This window comes from Mucilaginibacter glaciei (assembly GCF_014773245.1).
In the GTDB taxonomy this organism is placed as follows: Bacteria; Bacteroidota; Bacteroidia; order Sphingobacteriales; family Sphingobacteriaceae; genus Mucilaginibacter; species Mucilaginibacter glaciei.
Genome location: NZ_JACWMX010000005.1, coordinates 296686 through 314795 on the forward strand (window position 1 = coordinate 296686; position 18110 = coordinate 314795).

General features: G+C 43.4%; 17 protein-coding genes. 9 read left to right on the top strand and 8 right to left on the bottom strand.

Going from position 1 to position 18110, the window contains the following annotated elements; translation table 11 throughout:
- Positions 1–219 precede the first annotated feature (219 nt).
- Positions 220–3588, top strand: coding sequence for a glycosyltransferase (locus IDJ76_RS13780; RefSeq protein ID WP_191163916.1), 3369 nt, complete (start codon positions 220–222; stop codon positions 3586–3588).
- 439 nt (positions 3589–4027) lie between these two features.
- Here IDJ76_RS13780 and IDJ76_RS13785 read toward each other — a convergent pair whose 3' ends face one another.
- Positions 4028–4822 carry a lytic transglycosylase domain-containing protein gene (locus IDJ76_RS13785; protein WP_191163917.1) on the bottom strand — a complete coding sequence of 265 codons (795 nt, stop codon included), beginning with the start codon at positions 4820–4822 and terminating at the stop codon, positions 4028–4030.
- 219 nt (positions 4823–5041) lie between these two features.
- Here IDJ76_RS13785 and IDJ76_RS13790 point away from each other — a divergent pair, with 219 nt between their 5' ends.
- Positions 5042–6526, top strand: a complete 1485-nt coding sequence (locus IDJ76_RS13790; RefSeq protein WP_191163918.1) for a pseudouridine synthase — start codon at positions 5042–5044, stop codon at positions 6524–6526.
- Between the two features lie 264 nt (positions 6527–6790).
- On the opposite strand, the gene ytxJ is transcribed toward IDJ76_RS13790, so the two are convergent.
- The 3 genes from ytxJ to IDJ76_RS13805 form a co-directional block, all read right to left on the bottom strand.
- On the bottom strand, positions 6791–7120 hold the full coding sequence (gene ytxJ / locus IDJ76_RS13795) for a bacillithiol system redox-active protein YtxJ (RefSeq protein WP_191163919.1): 330 nt from the start codon (positions 7118–7120) through the stop codon (positions 6791–6793).
- A gap of 233 nt (positions 7121–7353) precedes the next feature.
- Positions 7354–7851, bottom strand: coding sequence for a 6,7-dimethyl-8-ribityllumazine synthase (ribH, locus tag IDJ76_RS13800; protein ID WP_191163920.1), 498 nt, complete (start codon positions 7849–7851; stop codon positions 7354–7356).
- 130 nt (positions 7852–7981) lie between these two features.
- Positions 7982–8656, bottom strand: coding sequence for a tetratricopeptide repeat protein (locus tag IDJ76_RS13805; RefSeq protein ID WP_191163921.1), 675 nt, complete (start codon positions 8654–8656; stop codon positions 7982–7984).
- 409 nt (positions 8657–9065) lie between these two features.
- On the opposite strand from IDJ76_RS13805, the gene recF reads away from it, so the two are divergent.
- A complete protein-coding gene (recF, locus tag IDJ76_RS13810; RefSeq protein ID WP_191164096.1) occupies positions 9066–10166 on the top strand; it encodes a DNA replication/repair protein RecF in 1101 nt (366 codons plus the stop codon).
- On the top strand, positions 10159–10449 hold the full coding sequence (locus IDJ76_RS13815; RefSeq protein ID WP_191163922.1) for a DUF721 domain-containing protein: 291 nt from the start codon (positions 10159–10161) through the stop codon (positions 10447–10449). Before recF ends, IDJ76_RS13815 begins: the two co-directional genes overlap by 8 nt.
- Before the next feature lies 1 nt (position 10450).
- On the opposite strand, the gene IDJ76_RS13820 is transcribed toward IDJ76_RS13815, so the two are convergent.
- Together IDJ76_RS13820 and IDJ76_RS13825 are read right to left on the bottom strand one after the other, a co-directional pair.
- Entirely contained in the window at positions 10451–10651 is a 201-nt protein-coding gene (locus IDJ76_RS13820) for a hypothetical protein (RefSeq protein WP_191163923.1), read from the bottom strand.
- A gap of 137 nt (positions 10652–10788) precedes the next feature.
- Positions 10789–11208 (bottom strand): nucleoside-diphosphate kinase, encoded by a 420-nt coding sequence (locus IDJ76_RS13825; protein WP_191163924.1) that lies wholly within the window; start codon positions 11206–11208, stop codon positions 10789–10791.
- Between the two features lie 179 nt (positions 11209–11387).
- Here IDJ76_RS13825 and IDJ76_RS13830 point away from each other — a divergent pair, with 179 nt between their 5' ends.
- From IDJ76_RS13830 to IDJ76_RS13850, 5 genes are read left to right on the top strand one after another with little or no spacing between them, the layout of a single operon-like run.
- A complete protein-coding gene (locus IDJ76_RS13830; protein WP_191163925.1) occupies positions 11388–12398 on the top strand; it encodes a DHH family phosphoesterase in 1011 nt (336 codons plus the stop codon).
- A gap of 9 nt (positions 12399–12407) precedes the next feature.
- Positions 12408–13364, top strand: a complete 957-nt coding sequence (locus tag IDJ76_RS13835) for an FKBP-type peptidyl-prolyl cis-trans isomerase (protein ID WP_191163926.1) — start codon at positions 12408–12410, stop codon at positions 13362–13364.
- Positions 13365–13419: 55 nt separating this feature from the next.
- Positions 13420–14403 carry an FKBP-type peptidyl-prolyl cis-trans isomerase gene (locus IDJ76_RS13840; protein ID WP_191163927.1) on the top strand — a complete coding sequence of 328 codons (984 nt, stop codon included), beginning with the start codon at positions 13420–13422 and terminating at the stop codon, positions 14401–14403.
- 51 nt (positions 14404–14454) lie between these two features.
- On the top strand, positions 14455–15222 hold the full coding sequence (locus tag IDJ76_RS13845) for a TatD family hydrolase (protein ID WP_191163928.1): 768 nt from the start codon (positions 14455–14457) through the stop codon (positions 15220–15222).
- 33 nt (positions 15223–15255) lie between these two features.
- Positions 15256–16275: an asparaginase gene (locus tag IDJ76_RS13850; RefSeq protein WP_191163929.1), complete on the top strand. Its 1020-nt coding sequence runs from the start codon at positions 15256–15258 to the stop codon at positions 16273–16275.
- Between the two features lie 11 nt (positions 16276–16286).
- On the opposite strand, the gene IDJ76_RS13855 is transcribed toward IDJ76_RS13850, so the two are convergent.
- Complete coding sequence (locus tag IDJ76_RS13855) at positions 16287–16997, bottom strand: LytR/AlgR family response regulator transcription factor (RefSeq protein ID WP_191163930.1); 711 nt, start codon at positions 16995–16997, stop codon at positions 16287–16289.
- Positions 16994–18004 (bottom strand): sensor histidine kinase, encoded by a 1011-nt coding sequence (locus IDJ76_RS13860; RefSeq protein ID WP_224746324.1) that lies wholly within the window; start codon positions 18002–18004, stop codon positions 16994–16996. The genes IDJ76_RS13855 and IDJ76_RS13860 overlap by 4 nt, the downstream gene beginning before the upstream one ends.
- Between the last annotated feature and the right edge of the window lie 106 nt (positions 18005–18110).

An 18110-nucleotide genomic window follows, 5' to 3' on the forward strand; every position in this document is an offset into this window, starting at 1 on the left:
CATACAGGCAATTATTATATTATTACTATTTGCTGCAGCTACATTTTACGTTGGCCGGATGCTTTACAAAAGTATTTTTGTAAAAAAAGGCTGTGGCAGTAATTGTAAATGTGGCGTCGATTTTTCAAATATCGATGCCGTTAAAAAGGCCAATTCATAGTAATATATTGCCTAATATTGTTCAGGTTAATATCAACTTAAATAGCATAATCACCCTTCATGTCTAAACAGGTCTTTCAAGCTGATAACCCCGGCCGGTGGAACCGTTTCAAATGGCTTAGCCGTATCATAATTATCATATTGGTTGTAGGTGCAGTAGCAGCCGCAATTACAATTACTTCAACAGAATACCCAATACTTCCAAATCTTGACCCTGTTCCTAAAAAGATCTCGAAAGAGGAACTGGAAACCCTCAAAAAGTCAAAAAAATACAAAGATTTTAAAATAGAAAAAGCAGAGATTGAGCAGTTGGCCCGTGCGCGCCGCCAGCATCAGTTAAAGCACCCTAACAACGCCAATCGAATTAATGCCGCTTTTTACAAAGCCTGGGAAGCACAAGCCTATAACTCATTGCTGGCCTATATGCCGCACCTGGATATGGTGGTTACCGAAGGTTTTTCTTTTGCCAGAGGTACCGATAGCCTGAAGGTGTCGATTGATACCGGGCTCATCAACCTCAACAAAAAGTATCACAAACAGATCCTGGTTACCCTTTCCAACTATGTAAACATTGATAATACTCACGGCGAGTACGACAAAAAAGATGTAGACCGCATTTTTAAAAGCAAAAAACTGCGTACTGCCTTTATCAATAGTATGGGCGATAAGCTGGCCTATTACAAATTCAATGGCATCAATGTTGATTTGGATGATATCAAAAACCGTAACACTAAGGAATACATCGCTTTCCAAAATGAGTTGTATGCCAACTTCCATGCAAGGGGCCTGCTGGTAACCCAAAACGTTATCCCCCGCGACGACGAGTACGACCTGAAACGGTTACAGAACGTAAACGATTTTCTGTTTGTAATGGCTATAGATGAGCATACTGATACCAGTAACTCTGGTGATGTGGCCAATCAGCATTGGGTAGAAGAGATTCTTGACGAGATATGCGCACAGATCCCCAGTGAAAAGGTAATCCTCACTTTTGCCGCCGGCGGGTTCGACTGGCCGGAAAACAGCCTGGGTACACCCGTTGGTTATGCCGGTGCCATTAGTATGGCGCAGCAGAAGAAGGCTACAATTAAGTATAATCCTATGTCGGCCAATCTAAATTACAATTATACGGGTAACGATGGGTTTAACCACATTGTATACTTTGCCGATGCCGCTACTAACTTTAATGCCATCCGCATGGCAGATGATTGGGCTACCGGTGGTGTTTGCCTTTGGCGTTTAGGTGCCGAAGATCCGCGCCTGTGGACCTATTTCCAAAAGAACCTTTCTATAGATTCACTACGAAAAACAGGCCTGGATGTTAAACGGCTCACTACCGTAGGCCTGAATAATAAAATTGATTATGCCGGAGAAGGTGGCGAAGTGCTGGATCTGATTACAGTTCCGCATACCGGTAAAATTGATGTGAGTTTAGATACCGCCACCTACACCATTACCAACCAAAAATATATCGACCTGCCTACCAAGTACGTTATCCGTAGGTATGGATATAATAAGGGTAAGGTAGTTTTAACGTTTGATGATGGCCCCGATCCTGATTTTACACCCCGGATTCTTGATATCCTTAAAAAGGAGAAAGTACCCGCCTCTTTCTTCGTTGTAGGATCAATGGTGGAGAAGAATATTCCGCTCCTGCGCCGTATTTATGATGAGGGCTATGAAATAGGTAACCACACCTACCTGCACCCCGATATTTCGACCATTAGCGTAGAGCGTGTGAAACTGGAATTGAATGCTACGCGTAAGCTGATCGAGTCGATAACCGGGCGCAGTACCATCCTGTTCCGCCCGCCGTTCAATGCAGATGCAGAGCCGCAGACCCTTGCCGAGGTGGAGCCCGTGGCCGAAAGCCGTAAGCAAGGCTACATCACTATTGGTGAATCTATTGACCCCTGGGATTGGCAGCCCGGTGTAACCGCCGATAGTATAGTTGCCCGCGCCATCAAACAACGCGATGCAGGCTCCATGATATTGCTGCATGATGCCGGTGGTGATACTCGCGAAGAAACCGTAAAGGCCCTGCCGGAGATCATCCATTATTTTAAAAGCCACGGCTATCAGTTTACCACCATTGCCGATATTTTAAATAAAAGTAAAGACGACCTGATGCCGTTGCCCACCAGCGACGATAAAACCGTTTGGGGCCGCTTTTATGATGTAGTGGTTGTAGGTTTTTTCATTGGTAATAAATTCATCTTTTACCTGTTCCTTTCGGCTATATTTTTAGCGATGGGCCGTATAATTTTAATAGGCATCCTGGCAGTTAAGCAATTCAGGGATAACAAAACCATAAAGCTTGACCATCAGCCGGCAATGCCCGCGGTAAGTATCATCGTACCTGCTTATAACGAAGAGGTTACGGCTATTAAAACTATCCAAAGCCTTTTGAAGACTGAGTACCCAGATTTTGAGATCATTTTTGTGGACGACGGGAGTAAAGACAGCACTTACGATGTTGTTTCTAAAGCATACCACAACCACCCGCTGGTAACCGTTTTTACCAAGCCTAACGGCGGCAAGGCATCGGCACTGAACTTTGGTATCACTCATGCAAAAAGCGATTACGTGATATGTATTGATGCCGATACCCAACTGAAGGATGATGCGGTTTTTCAGCTGATGACCTACTTTACCGATGATGAGATCGGCGCAGTAGCCGGTACAGTTAAGGTATTGAACGAAACCAACATCATTACCCGCTGGCAGTCGATAGAGTATATCACCGCGCAAAATATGGATCGCAGGGCGTTTGATCTGATCAATAGCATTACGGTAGTGCCGGGTGCGATAGGTGCTTTCCGCAAGGCAGCTATCTTCCGTGCAGGTGGGTTTACTTATGATACCCTTGCCGAGGATTGCGATTTAACCATGCGTATACTCAAGCAGGGCTACATCATCCGTAACTGTGCAGAGGCGATTGCTTACACCGAAGCACCCGAAAGCCTGAACATGCTGCTGAAACAACGTTTCCGCTGGAGTTTCGGGGTGATCCAAAGCTTTTGGAAAAATAAGGATGCGCTGTTTAACAAAAAGTACAAGTTCTTTGGGATGGTGGGCATGCCCAATATCCTAATCTTCCAGATCATACTGCCGCTGTTCTCGCCACTTGCCGACCTTATGATGATTGCCGGTTTGTTTGGCCCCAAGCCCGAGAAGATGCTGGTTTACTATGTAGCGTTTGTACTGGTAGATTTTCTGGTGGGGATGATTGCCTTTAAAATGGAGAAGGAAAGTTACAAAAAGCTGATCTACATTATCCCGCAGCGTTTTATATGGCGCCAGTTGATGTATTATATCCTGTTTAAATCTATCCGCAAAGCCATGAAAGGCGAACTCAGCACCTGGGGCGTATTAAAACGCACCGGTAACTCCACCATCAAAAAAGGTGACTTGGTAAGTGATGATTAATAGGTAGATGTGCGGATAAAATCCTGCCCGTCTTTGCGAGGCACGAAGCAATCCCCGACAGAAAAGTCGGCGACAGGCATGATGGGGATTGCTTCACTACGTTCGCAATGACGCTCTTGATAAGAAACGTGACCCGACACTGGTCTAAGTTTAGCATAGCGTAACTTAGACCTAAAATCTTGAAGCTTTCAGCTTCTGCACTCGCTCAGCTCTTGCCGAGTGAGGTATATTATACGGCCTCCGGCCGCGGTTTTAACAGGTCTCGTCGGCCGGAGGCCGTAAGATAATCGTCACTCGGCAAGAGCCGAGCGACTGCTGTGCTAACCAAAGATAATTTTACTTTCAGAGACCCCCGGATTTAGAGACAGCAAAGCCAACAAAAAAAGCCAACCCATGGGGTTGGCTTTTTTAAGTGCTCCGTAATATAAAATTACTTTTTTTAGTTGTTGAATGCCACTAAAGGCAGTTCGGGCATTTTTTGCTGATAGCTATAAAAATTCTTGTAGCCATACTTGCCGGGATGATTGATCACCTCTTTCATCGCAATTATTTTGTACAGGTATGAACCGGTTTCGCGGTTCAGGGTCATCCTGAAATAATTGTCTTCGTTTTGCTTGTTGATGGCCCGCTCCAACTTGATAGAACCGTTGTTGTAGGCAGCGGCCGCAAGCGTCCAGCTGTTAAACTCGGCATACAATTCTTTGATGTACTTGCAGGCTGCAATGGTCGATTTACGCGTATTCAGGCGGTCATCAATACCTTTGCCAACCCTTAGGCCATAGCTGCGCGCGGTACCCGGCATAAATTGCCAGATACCCTTAGCGCCTTTCGGCGATGTGCCTCCGTTTAACCCCGATTCAACAAGGGGGATAAACTTAAAATCTTGCGGGATACCGTAAAATTTTAAGATAGGCTCTATAACAGGGAATAGCTTATCTGCTTTAGCGTGTAAAATATTCGACTGAATATTTTTAAACTTATGCTTTGCTAAAGACTTTTTTAATTTAAAATTAACCCTTTGGTCATTTACAGGCAGTGCCTCGTTGGCAAAGTTGTAGTCCATTTCGGCCTCTTCTACAGGTTTTGCGAAAAGGATATCAGCGTGGGTAATGGCCGCTGTTTTTACCGTAAAAACAGGATTAGTACTGAAAATGTTAAGTCTGGAAATGATAACCAGCACAAATATTACGGAGCACGTAATTAAGTGTTTTTTAGTCATTTCAAATTTACTCATTAATTAAACCTTTGGTATGATGTGCCGCAAAGGTACTGATATAAAGCAGAATGTCAAGTATTTACCATATCCTTAGTGTTTAAATCCAGTACACTAACCCCAAAAATCGACGTTTAAAACGATTTAAAGCGTGTTTTTGAACCGGTCAAAAAATTTCATTTTTTCATGAAAAAGTTGTACTTTTGACCCTCACGCTGCGAAAGCGCAAAACAAAAAAATATGGTATTTAAGAGACCAACCGGTAGTCGCGACGACAAACCAAACAGAGGATCAGGCGGCCCGAAAAGCGGTGCTGACAGATCAAACAGATCATCTTCCTCATCAGCAGGAAAATCATTCGGCACAGGCGGCCGCTCAGACAATAAAAAAACTTTCTCGACAGATAAAAGACAATCTTCGGCAGGATACGCTAAACCCGATGGTGACAGCGACAGGCCAAAGAAAAGCTACGGCGGTGGTTCATCATCATCATTTAGCGGTGGCGAAAAAAAGGCATTTGTACCTAAAGGCAGGCCGTACACCGGGAGGCCCGCAGACAGCGACCGCCCTAAACGCAGCTTTGGTGATGCACCGGCAGGCGACCGTAAAAGCTTTACCCCAAGGGATAAGCCATACAGCGGCCGTGCCGAATCATCAGAAGGTGGTGAGCGGCCTTACCGCAAACCAACTTTAGGCCAGTCATCATTCGCAAAAAAAACATTTACACCCAAAGATAAACCTTACGGCACCCGCCCGTCATCGGCAGGTGAAGGCGACCGCACCAAACGCAGTTTTGGCAGCGACGAAAAACCGAAAAGGGCTTTTGGTGATACCAGCGGCGAACGCAAGCCGTATAACCGCACGCCTAAACCGGGCAGCGGCACCGGTAAAAAAGATTTTGCCAACACCACATCGGGTTTCAAAAAACGCGAAGAGGGCGAAAGTGATAAGCCGAAAACCACCATGCGTGGCCGTAAAAACCCGGTTGCTAAGACTAAGGACGACGGCCTGATCAGGTTGAACCGTTATATTGCTAACGCAGGGATCTGTAGCCGACGTAAGGCCGATGAGCTGATTGCGGCTGGCGTAGTTTCTGTAAACGGCGAGGTGATCAACGAACTGGGCCACAAGGTTGACCCAATGAAAGATTTGGTACGTTACAATGGCGAAGCCTTAAAACGCGAAAAGAACGTTTACGTACTGCTGAACAAACCGAAGGACTACATTACCACTACCGACGACCCTCAGGAGCGCCGTACCGTAATGCACCTGGTTGATAAGGCCAGTAAAGAACGTATTTACCCGGTAGGCCGCTTAGACCGTAATACAACGGGTTTAATACTGATGACCAACGACGGCGATCTGGCCGATAAATTATCGCACCCGCGTAACAGCGTTACCAAGCTTTACCTGGTAGAGCTAAATAAGGCGCTTACACAAGGTGACATGAACAAGATAGGCTTTGGCTTAGAGCTGGAGGATGGTTTGATTAAACCCGACAGTATATCTTACGTTACAGGTGGCACTAAAAAAGAAATAGGCATCCAGATCCATAGCGGTAAGAACAGGATTGTTCGCCGTATCTTTGAATCTTTAGGGTATGATGTGGTAAAGCTTGACCGGTCGGTTTATGCCAACCTAACCAAGAAAGATCTTCCCCGTGGTCGTTGGAGATATCTGGATGAAAAAGAAGTTATCCAGTTAAAGCACTTGATTCAATCATAACCGTCTGAATCAGAATTTACAGAATTAGAGGATTTTCAGAATACAGAGAGGCAACAAGTGATTGTCGCCTTTTTTTTTAACCATAATTTTCGTGATTTAGAATTAGCAGGATTAGACCCTTGGAAAGAATCAGGAAAATCTTCTACTCCTATAAATCATGATTCAGACAATAATAAAAAAGGCGACAATTACTTGCCGCCTTCCTTTTATATCTTGTGAAGCTTATTCTTCTTATATCTTTTGTCTAAAATTCTTATGTATGATCTATGCCAGCACGCTTAATGCTTCATCTACGGAGATAGCGCCATGCGATTGATCTAATATACACTCACCATCCTTAATTAAAAGCATTTGCGGAGACTCGTGATGTACCTGGAAGTCTGAAGCTACTTTAGCCGATAGATCGCGGTGTTTGATCAGGTCTAAAAAGTAAAGGGGCATATCGGCAGGCAGGTTATCCCAATCCAGCTCAAAGCGCCTTTTTGCCATCATACTGATAGAGCAGCGGGTGCTGTGTTTAAAAATAAGGCTGTAGCCTTGGTCTTGTTTGATATTATCTATCTGATTAGCCGTGTCCAGTTGTGTCCATTCCATAGTTCAAAAGTAATTGTATAAACTTTATTTAAAGTAAATACAATGTAAAACTCGGTTAAGTTTTAAGATAATTTATAAAGTACGGTAAGAAAAATTATCTGCTACGCGGGTATGAACCGTAGGCCGGGCACAACTTATTTGAGCATGATGCGATGCTGCCTAATGCCAATGCGATAACTGCTATGTATACTATTTTTTTCATGCTGTTGGTCAACTTGCTTTTTATACGTTAATTATTGCTCCAATGTTGCTGCCAATTTAGCCATTTTTATGGCAGTTACAGCAGCCTCGTCACCTTTATTTCCGTGTTTGCCGCCTGCCCTATCAATGGCCTGTTGCTGATTGTCAGTGGTTAACACACCAAATATAACAGGTTTTGAATATTTTATGGCAACATTTGTTACGCCATCGGCCACGGCAGCGCAAATAAAATCAAAGTGGCGGGTTTCGCCTTGTATCACACAGCCCAGGCAAATAACGGCATCAAACTTACCGGTCTTTAATAAAAGCTCGGCACCTGTGGTAAGCTCAAAACTGCCCGGAACAGGGTAGGAGTGGATGTTATCTTCCTGTGCGCCGTATTTGATCAGGCTGTTATAGGCACCTTGGTAAAGAGCATTGGTTATCTCGGCGTTCCACTCGGCCACCACAATACCAAACGTAAACGCCGAAGCATCAGGGATGGCGGTAGCAGTGGAAAAATCGGACAGGTTTTTTAATTGAGTAGCCATGGTGTAAAGTTATAAAAGTTGGATTGGTTATTAAAGGTTAAAAAGCAGATAAAAAATAAAGGGTTGAAAATATCGAAGTATAACACTTACGACCTTTTCAACCCTTAAAACCTTTTAAACGTATCGGTAATTATTGCGCTTCGCTGCGGCCAATATACGCGTCAATGTTCTGAGCCTCGGCACTGTCAGGATATTCTGTTTTGATTTTCTTGTAAGTTTCGGCCGCTGCCTTCTTATCATTTTTAGCTTCGTAAACCAAGCCTAATTTTTTAAGATATAAAGGAGCAAGAAATTTGTTGTTAGCCTTATCAACCGCTTTTTTGAAATAGGTTTCGGCCTTGTCCATATCTTTCAACTCTACATAAGCATCACCTACGCTGCCTAAAGCCTCTGCTGCAACCATTGCATCGTCGCCACGGTAGCTGTTCAGGTTATCAATCGCTTTACGGTATTCGCCTTTATTCAAATAAGCAGTGCCTAAATAAAAATAAGCCAAGTTAGCCACTTTGGTATTGCTGTAATCGGTAATAATCTTTTCTAAACCAGGGTAACCGGCATCGCCCTTAATAGCTTTGTCCCATTCTTTTTTGGCCCAAAAATCTTGCGCTACATAAAACTGGCTTGCAGCACTGGCTTCCCTGGGTGCAAGGTAAACTTTAAGGTATGCAATATAACCTACCACCATTATAACAATGGCCGCGGCTATAAATAACAAGCTTTTTTGGTTCTCTTGTACAAAGCTACCACTCTTCACAATTGGCTTATTCTCTGTTGTGGTATTTGCTTTAACCTCGGTTGCTGACATCTGTATTTAAAAATTAAGTTTGCAAAAATACGGTTTTCAAAACTTTTAACAAATTAAATATTTGCTTAAATAGGAAGTGTAGCACACGTGTCGATACATGCGCTTTCTGGTTGATTAGAAAGCGATTAGTTACCCACTGGTGGTAGCCACTTTTTGTGATAAATCGATATGCGAGATAATCGGCGTTAAACGATTAGTTGTAAAAATTTGAGGTTCTTAAAGATTTTTAACGCTGTTTTTTGGGCGTTGCCTGCGGCCGGGCTTTCCGCTCATACTGCACAGGCCTTAGTCACGGGCCGGTATCCGCTGCAATCCCTAACGCAATTTCTCTTGATTTGCAAACTATCTACCATTGAACAAATGAACTACCGAACTAATGAACCAATTGCGTAAATTTGCCCTCCCGAATATGTATCTGCAGCAACTGTCGTTTCTTAACTTTAAAAATTATTCCGAGGCCGAGCTAACGCTAAGTCAAGGGGTAAATGCCTTCGTGGGTAACAACGGGGCGGGCAAAACCAACCTGCTGGATGCGGTGCATTACCTGTCGCTTTGTAAAAGTTACTTTAACCCTATCGATAGTCAACAGATAAAACAGGGGGCCGACTTCTTTATGATCAACGGCGTTTTTGAAAAGAACGGCAATAAAGAGGTAGTGGCCTGTGGGGTTAAGCGCAATCAAAAAAAACAGTTTAAACGGAACAAAAAGGATTACCAGCGCCTGGCCGATCATATAGGATTTTTGCCGTTGGTCATGATCTCGCCGTATGATATCAGTATCATTATAGAAGGGAGCGAGGAGCGGCGTAAGTTTATAGATAACGTGATCTCGCAAACCGACCATAGTTACCTGGATGAACTGATTGGCTATAACAAGGTGCTTGCCAACCGCAACGCCCTATTAAAGCAAATTGCCGATACCGGTCGGTACGACCCGGAGTTACTATCGATATTTGACGAGCAGCTGGTGAACAGCGGCACCCGGATCTTTGAAAAACGACGCGCTTTTATGGAGGGTTTTACCGCCATATTTAACGGGCACTACCGATTTATCAGCGAAGATGCCGAGCAGGTGGAGTTAAAGTATGAATCGCAATTGATCGAGAATAGCCTTGCCCAATTGTTGGCGAAGGCCCTGGAGCGCGATAGGATACTGGAGCGTACCACAGCAGGCATTCATAAAGACGACCTGCAATTCAATATACATGGTATGCCCATGAAGAAATTCGGGTCGCAGGGGCAGCAAAAATCTTTCCTGATTGCGCTAAAGCTGGCGCAATATACCTTTCTGACTCAAAAGAATGGATTTAAGCCTTTACTGTTGCTTGATGATATTTTTGATAAGCTTGATGATGGCCGCGTTACCAAGCTGATGCAGATGGTATCTAATAACGATTTCGGGCAGGTTTTTATAACCGATACCAGCATGGCCCGGGTTAAGGGTATTTTTGATCAGATCAATGTCGACCTGAAATTATTTAAAGTTGCGGAGGGCAGCATCGATGCGTAAAACAAACGATAAATCGCTTAAAGAGGCAATTGAGCAAATGCTTAACGTTTACAAGATAAAGCGTAAGTACGATGAAACGGCTATTGTAACGCTCTGGCCTGACCTGGTGGGGAAATCCGTAGCTAACCGTACAAAGGAATTGTTTATCCGCGACAAGAAATTGTTTCTTCGGATAGAATCGTCGGTGATAAAAAATGAATTGGTTTTAATGCGTAGCCAGATCATCAAAAAAATAAACGACGAGGCGAAAACTGAATTGGTGGCCGATATCGTGTTTTTGTAAACTACCTGAATTTAGGGTGGCGAACGTGTTTAGCGATATTACGAACGGTGTCGTCCATGATCTTCGAAAAAACTACCAGGAAAATGCCGGGAAATATGAATGCGAACTGCGCTTCAGGATGGTCTCTGAAAATATTCAGGGAAATTATCAAGATAGTAACCATTACCAGCGAGTAGATCAAGTACTTGATTAATAATTTCATTTGAGGGCCTCCTAAACGTTTGATTTTGAACTAAGAACGTAAAGTTAAACAGTATTATTATATAATACAAGTAAAACCTAAACAATAAAAGGATATGCCACGGTTTTCGTCACACATCCTTTTATTATACTTTTAATTTAGAATCTTTCAAATGCCGAGAAAAAGAAATTGCCTTCAATTTGTGCGTTCTCATCAGAGTCAGAACCGTGTACGGCGTTAGCATCAATAGACTTGGCAAACAAATTACGGATGGTGCCGGCATCAGCTTTAGCCGGGTCTGTAGCACCTATCAACTTACGGAAATCTTCAATTGCATTATCTTTCTCCAAAATTGCAGCCACAATAGGGCCAGATGACATGAAAGAAACCAAATCTTTGTAAAAAGGGCGTTCGCTGTGTACAGCGTAAAATTCACCTGCTTTTTCTGGCGTTAATGCAGTGTATTTAAAAGCGACAAATTTAAAACCTGCTTTGCTTATCTGGTCTAAAATTGCACCAATGTGCCCGTTCGCTACCGCATCGGGCTTTATCATTGTAAATGTTCTGTTGGTTGTCATATCGATTATTATTTATTAACCCCAATTTAACAGGACTCAGCATCCTTTTATTATCGGGCTTTTATGTTTAAAATTTGGCGCAAAAGTAGCTTTTTTTAACCGTTATTTAAAGCAATTGCCGTAAATATGCTCTACGTATTTAATTAATTTACTTAGCTTTGCGGCTCTTTTAAAATTTGATGTTGGATTTAGCCTCGCTTACTGAACTTTTAGCTCAGCCCAAAAAAATAGTTATTACCACCCATCATAAACCTGATGGAGATGCTATGGGGTCATCTTTAGGGTTATATCATTACCTGGTGCAGTTGGGCCATCACGCTAAAGTGATTGCCCCTACAGACTATCCTGACTTTTTAGCCTGGATGCCTGGTAACGAAGAGGTGATTATTTACACCGAAAACTTGCAGCAATCTGCTACGCTTATCGCCGAAGCCGACCTGATCTTCTGCCTTGATTTTAACGCGCTTGGCCGTATCAATGAAATGGGCGAGCTGGTTCGCCAAAGCAGCGCCTATAAGGTGATGATTGACCATCACCTTGACCCCGAAGATTTTGACGATTACCGCCATTGGGATATCAGGGCCTGTGCTACCGCGCAGCTGGTTTATGATTTTATTGCCGATGTGCTCAATAAAAAAGAGCTGGTATCTAAAGATGTGGCTACCTGCCTATATACCGGCATCCTTACAGATTCGGCCTCTTTCCGTTTGCCCAATACAACATCGGCAGTGCACCGCATAGCGGCCGATCTGATAGACGCAGGCGCGGTAAACTGGAGGATCCATGAATTGATATACAATAGTTCGTCAGAGAACCGTTTACGTTTCCTGGGGCATTGCCTGGCCAACCGTTTAGAGATCCTGCCTGAATTTAATACAGCTATTATCTGGGTAACCAAAGCCGATTTAGATCAATACGACTCTAATACCGGCGATACCGAAGGGATAGTGAATTACGCGCTTTCTATAGGCAGCATCAAACTGGCAGCGTTTATTGTTGACAGGAAGGATAAAGTGAAGCTATCGTTACGCTCTAAAGGCGAATTCCCTGCTAATGATATTTGCAAGCGTTACTTTGAAGGCGGCGGCCATCGCAATGCAGCGGGTGGGCAATCGGCAGATACGCTTGAAGGAACAATCAATAAATTTAAATCAATATTACCCGAGTACAAAAAACTTTTAATACAGTAAAGAAACAAAATGAGAAAAAACTTAATGTTTATTGCACTTGCAACCATAGGTTTAGCAAGTTGTAAAGGTGGCTTTAAAAAAGGCGACGGAGGGATGTTGTATAACATCCACGTGGATAAACCGGGTACTAACTTACAGGCCGGGGATTTTATTAGTTTGAACTTAACCCTTAAAAACGAAGCAGATTCTGTATTGGGCAGCACCTATGACCTGGGCCACCCAATTAACAACATTATGCAAAAGCCACAGGCTAAGGGTGATATATCTGCAGCATTTTTAATGTTGAGCGAAGGTGATAGTGCTACCATCAAATTAAGCATCGATACGATGTTTAAAAAAGGTACACCACGCCCGCCGGGCATGAAGGGTAAATACATTATTTACGAAGTTAAGGTAGAAAAAGTGATACCTAAGGGTACACAAACTGATGCCGTTTTCCAGGCTAAGGTTGCCGATTACTTTAAAGTACAAGCAGAGGCCGTTAAAAAAGCAGAGCCGGCCAAGATTGAGAAGTTTTTAGCTGAAAAAAGCTTAAAGCCAACTAAAACCGCATCAGGCTTATTATATGTTATTACAAAAACAGGTAGCGGTGCAACACCGGTTAACGGCGATACCGCAGTAGTAAACTACACCGGTAAATTGCTTAACGGTAAGTTTTTTGACAGTAGCTTAAAAGAAGAAGCTGTTAAGGCAAAACAACCGATGGACCCACGCCGTACTTTTGCCCCAATACGTATAGCTGTTGGCGAAGGCAAGGTAATTAAAGGTTGGGACGAAGGCTTGTTATTGTTAAACAAAGGTGCTAAGGCAACTTTTGTGATCCCTTCAAGCTTAGGCTGGGGCGAGCAAGGTTTCCCGCCTGCAATTGGCCCGTACACACCGGTTTGGTTCGAGGTTGAATTGGTTGATATTGTTAAACCAAACCCTAACGCTCCAAAACCACCGGTAATGCCGGCAGTTAAATAATTTAGAATACTTTATTGGCCTTCCGGATAATTCCCGGAAGGCTTTTTTATGTCATATGAAGAATATTTTTTATACCATACTACTTGTTTCTGTCGCTGGTTTATCTGCTAATGCCCAAACAGGCATGCAGCGCAACGCAAAAGGGGTGCAGTACCAGCTGATTAGTAAGAACGCGGGCGAAAAGATCAAACAGAACGATGTGATCACCTTCCAGGCGGTGCAGCGTACCGATAAAGATTCGATACTCTTTAGCACTTATTTACAAGGGCAGCCGGTAAAGGCACAGGTACGCCCTTCAACCAATATTGGCGATCTGATGGATATATTCCCTTTAATGGGCGCAGGCGATAGCGCAGTTGTAAAAGTGCCTATCGATTCTATTTTTAAGGGACATGAAGAGGCCCGCCCACCGTTTTTACTAAAGGGAGGTAATTTGGTGTTCAATATCAAGATTGTACAGGTGCAATCCTTAAACGAAGCCATGGCCGAGCGGAACGCCGCTTTCGAAAAAATGAAGATGACTGAAAAAGCCGGTGCGGATACTTATATTAAAAGCCATAACCTTGCCGTGACAACCACGCCATCGGGCTTGCGTTATATCATCACCAAAGTGGGCACCAAGCCTAAGCCATTAACTGGCGATACATTGACTATTAATTACGTGGGCCGTACCTTAGATGGCAAACTTTTCGATACTAGTATCGAATCGGTTGCTAAAGCCGGTGGTACTTATATGGAGGGCCGCCCTTATGAACCTATCCAGTTTCCGCACAACATGCAAAAGGTTATCGCCGGTTGGGATGAGGCCTTATCGCTTCTAAACGAAGGGTCGAAGGCTACGCTGATCATCCCTTCTAACCTGGCCTATGGCGAACGGGGCAGCGGTGAAAAGATCCCGCCATTTAGCACATTGGTTTTTGATGTAGAAATGGTAAAAGTAAATCGCGTCAAGCATACAGCAGTTGCTGCGAAGACGGGAGCCAAAAAGCCGGCAAAGACACCGCTTAAAAAGCGTGCCCCGTTAAAAAAGAAAAATTAAAATGACATTAAAAGCCTTCTGCACAGCAGAAGGCTTTTTTATTTTTGCCGCATGGTATTAACAGATACACATACCCATTTATATTATGAAACCGATGCTGCGCTGCGCGGGCAGCTGATGCAGCGCTGTTTTGATAACGATGTAAGCCGTTTATTTCTGCCGAATGTTGATGCGACATCCATCCCGTTGATGTTTAATTTGCTGGAGGCATACCCTGATAATTGTTACCCCATGCTGGGCCTGCACCCCTGCTCGGTAAAGGCGGATTGGGAACATGAGCTGATGTTGATGCAGCCTTATTTGCACCAGCATAAAATGTATGCCATTGGCGAGATAGGGATAGACCTTTACTGGGATAAAACCTTTTTAACGGAACAGGTACAGGCATTTAAATTACAGATCAAATGGGCTAAACAGATGGATCTGCCCATCGTAATTCACTGCCGCGACGCTTTTGATGAGGTTTATCAGGTATTGCTCGACGAAAACGACGAAAAGCTGAGAGGTGTTTTCCATTGTTTTGGCGGTGCGCTTGACCAAGCTGAAAAAATTATCGCTTTGGGTTTTTATTTGGGTATTGGCGGCGTAGTTACCTACAAAAAGGCAGGGCTTGACAAAATTTTACCACAAATTGATTTACGGCATATCGTGTTAGAAACAGATTCTCCGTATCTTTCGCCCGTTCCGTACCGGGGTAAACCAAATGAAAGTTCTTATTTGATATATATTGCCCAAACGGTTGCAGAACTGCATCAAACATCTGTAGAAAACGTGGCCAATATCACCACAGAAAATTCCAAAAAGATATTTGGTGTATAAAAAAACTGTATTTTTATAGATAAACCTATTTTCATGAGCCAGATATTGATCATCTATACCGGAGGGACAATTGGTATGATGAGCGACCCAGTTACCAAGGTGTTGGTCCCCATCAATTTTGAGCAGATAATGGACAACGTGCCGGAGCTGGAGAAGCTTAATTGCAAAATTAAGGTTCACTCATTTGACGAGGTGATAGATTCATCTAACATGAACCCTGCTATCTGGAGTGAATTAGCTGCATTAATTGAAGCTAATTACGATACCGTTGATGGCTTTGTGATATTGCACGGATCAGATACGATGGCTTTTACGGCATCGGCACTCAGCTTTATGCTGCAAAATTTAAATAAGCCGGTCATCTTTACCGGGTCGCAGTTACCCATAAGCGCCGTGCGTACCGACGCTAAGGAAAATCTGATGACGGCTATCGAGATAGCCAAAGCAAAAAAGAATGATCGTGCCCGCGTGCCCGAGGTTTGTATCTATTTTGATTATAAGCTTTTTCGCGGTAACCGCGCGTTTAAATATAACTCATCCAAATTCGAGGCTTTCCGCTCACCTAACTACCCCATATTGGCAGAGTCCGGCGTGCATTTGCGCTTTAGTGTAAATGACATCCGCGAACCGGGAGAAGGCCCGCTAAAAATTCATAATAAACTGGTTACTGATGTAGCTGTGTTAAAGCTTTACCCCGGCATTAGCCCTAAGGTGGTTGAGACTATTTTGGGGGCGGATGTACGCGGCATAGTGATGGAAACATTTGGCGCGGGCAATACTACAACCGACAAATGGTTTACCGACCTGCTTAAAAAGGCTATCGAAAGCGGTAAGGTAATATTAGATATTTCGCAATGTAAGGTAGGAACGGTTGAACTTGGCCGTTATGAAACTAGTAAAGAACTCAAAGATATGGGTGTTGCAAGTGGGTTTGATATGACCTATGAGGCCGCCGTTACCAAAATGATGTACCTGTTGGGCGAGATTGAAGACCCGATAGAAGTGAAACGCTGTTTGGAGAAAGACCTCCGCGGCGAATTAACAGAATCATAGAATACCACGGGTTAAAAGATCCGCTGCCTGATCAGCGCCATAAACCCATCCCGAAACTTTTCACTCACAGGGATCTGTTTAGTGCCGATGTAAATATGATTATCCTGAATTTTGTTAAGCATTTTTGTGTTCACAATATAGGAGTTATGTACCCGCACAAAGGGGGCCTGCACCTGGTCGGCAATGTCCTTTAAACGCTTGTAAATTAGTATTTCTTCTGTGCCGGTAACCAGGCGCACATATTCTTTTTCCCCTTCAAAATAAAGTATTTCGGCTATAGAAACCTTGCGCAGTGTTTTGCCGGTTTTTACAAAAAAGTAATTTTCATCGTGTTTGTTCTCCACCTTTTCAGTTGCGGGTAGCTTGCCAAAAACCGCTTCTATTTTTTGTGTAGCAGTTAAAAACCGCTTCAAGGTAATCGGCTTCAGCAGGTAGTCGATGGTTTGGAATGCATAGCTATCCGCCGCATGCTCGGCATAGGCCGTAGTGAAAACGATTTTAGTCGCTGAGGGGAGCAACCCGGCAAGTTCTATCCCGCTTAGGTGGGGCATATTGATATCCAGAAATATAAAATCGACCTGATGCTTCTTTAAAAAGTCAAGGGCTTCCAGCGCGTTGTAGCATTTGCCCAACAATTGCCATTGGGTAGTTTGGGCTATTAAAACTTCCAGCAGGTTTACCGCGTGGGGTTCATCGTCTATAATAATGCACCTTAAATTCATGCCAATGGTATGGTTAAACAGGCTATAAAACTATCGTTTTCGTGGTTAACATTTAACTCAAAATCATCAGCATATAAAAGCACCAAACGCTTACGCAAGTTGACTAATCCAAATCCCGTTGATGGAGCTTTCACCTGCCGGGCAGGGACAGTGTTCTCCGTTATAAATGACAGTCGACCGTTGTTTTGGATCAACCTGATAGAGATTTTATTGTTCGTGCTGCTCTTGTCAATGCCGTGTTTAAATATATTCTCTACAAATGTCATCAACAGCATGGGTGGGATAGAAATCGTCGCTTCGCAATCTTTGATAAAGTCAAGGTCGATGTCATACCTGATCCGTATCTTCTCCAAAGCTATATAATTCTCCAGGAATTGAATTTCTGTTGTTAACGATACGAGCTGCTTTGGGCTTTCATCAACAAAGTAGCGCATAATGTCGCTTAGTCGTTCTATCAGACTGGCCGTGCGTGGGGCTTCCAGGTAGGCTTCGTAATAAATGTTATTAAGTGTATTAAACAAAAAATGCGGTTGCACCTGCGATTTAAGCAAGTCAAGTTCGGCCTGGGTTTTCCGGGCAATCATCTCATCAGTATGTTGCTTCAGCTTAAAATACTCAATAGCAATGCGAAAGACAAAACTTAGCAGGAAGACCATAAACCCGCCAATCACCATGCCGGCAACAGCCTTTACGCTCATGGTTTCGGGGTGTTTAGCAAAAAAAAGGTTATAAATATTTAGGGTGATGTAACTTTTTACGATACCGATAACTACCAAAAATACCAGTACAGCGATAATGTAGATTATTACGCGCCCTTTTTTATACAGTGAGGGATATAGCCAGTAAATGTTACCGTATATAATTGCCGCGTAAAAGGTGGTATAAAGCAATGCGTAAACAAACGCCTGTGCAAAGCCATCCATTGGCAGTAAAGAGAGCGTTAGCACTAAAAAAACAAATACCCACACTATCCATTGTAACTGGCCTATGCTGGGTTTAACAAACAATCGCATCCTTAAAAATACAAAGCTTTTTAACACTTAAGTGCGCGGTTCAATATTAGGGCGGTTTTATTCAATATATGGCTGCTTTTGTTCAACGTGGACATTTATC

Excerpts from the sequence above, each read along its gene's own strand:
- IDJ76_RS13780 (WP_191163916.1), top strand. The coding sequence starts at position 220 with ATGTCTAAACAGGTCTTTCAAGCTGATAACCCCGGCCGGTGGAACCGT.
- IDJ76_RS13785 (WP_191163917.1), bottom strand. The coding sequence starts at position 4,822 with ATGAGTAAATTTGAAATGACTAAAAAACACTTAATTACGTGCTCCGTA.
- IDJ76_RS13790 (WP_191163918.1), top strand. The coding sequence starts at position 5,042 with ATGGTATTTAAGAGACCAACCGGTAGTCGCGACGACAAACCAAACAGA.
- ytxJ (WP_191163919.1), bottom strand. The coding sequence starts at position 7,120 with ATGGAATGGACACAACTGGACACGGCTAATCAGATAGATAATATCAAA.
- ribH (WP_191163920.1), bottom strand. The coding sequence starts at position 7,851 with ATGGCTACTCAATTAAAAAACCTGTCCGATTTTTCCACTGCTACCGCC.
- IDJ76_RS13805 (WP_191163921.1), bottom strand. The coding sequence starts at position 8,656 with ATGTCAGCAACCGAGGTTAAAGCAAATACCACAACAGAGAATAAGCCA.
- recF (WP_191164096.1), top strand. The coding sequence starts at position 9,066 with ATGTATCTGCAGCAACTGTCGTTTCTTAACTTTAAAAATTATTCCGAG.
- IDJ76_RS13815 (WP_191163922.1), top strand. The coding sequence starts at position 10,159 with ATGCGTAAAACAAACGATAAATCGCTTAAAGAGGCAATTGAGCAAATG.
- IDJ76_RS13820 (WP_191163923.1), bottom strand. The coding sequence starts at position 10,651 with ATGAAATTATTAATCAAGTACTTGATCTACTCGCTGGTAATGGTTACT.
- IDJ76_RS13825 (WP_191163924.1), bottom strand. The coding sequence starts at position 11,208 with ATGACAACCAACAGAACATTTACAATGATAAAGCCCGATGCGGTAGCG.
- IDJ76_RS13830 (WP_191163925.1), top strand. The coding sequence starts at position 11,388 with ATGTTGGATTTAGCCTCGCTTACTGAACTTTTAGCTCAGCCCAAAAAA.
- IDJ76_RS13835 (WP_191163926.1), top strand. The coding sequence starts at position 12,408 with ATGAGAAAAAACTTAATGTTTATTGCACTTGCAACCATAGGTTTAGCA.
- IDJ76_RS13840 (WP_191163927.1), top strand. The coding sequence starts at position 13,420 with ATGAAGAATATTTTTTATACCATACTACTTGTTTCTGTCGCTGGTTTA.
- IDJ76_RS13845 (WP_191163928.1), top strand. The coding sequence starts at position 14,455 with ATGGTATTAACAGATACACATACCCATTTATATTATGAAACCGATGCT.
- IDJ76_RS13850 (WP_191163929.1), top strand. The coding sequence starts at position 15,256 with ATGAGCCAGATATTGATCATCTATACCGGAGGGACAATTGGTATGATG.
- IDJ76_RS13855 (WP_191163930.1), bottom strand. The coding sequence starts at position 16,997 with ATGAATTTAAGGTGCATTATTATAGACGATGAACCCCACGCGGTAAAC.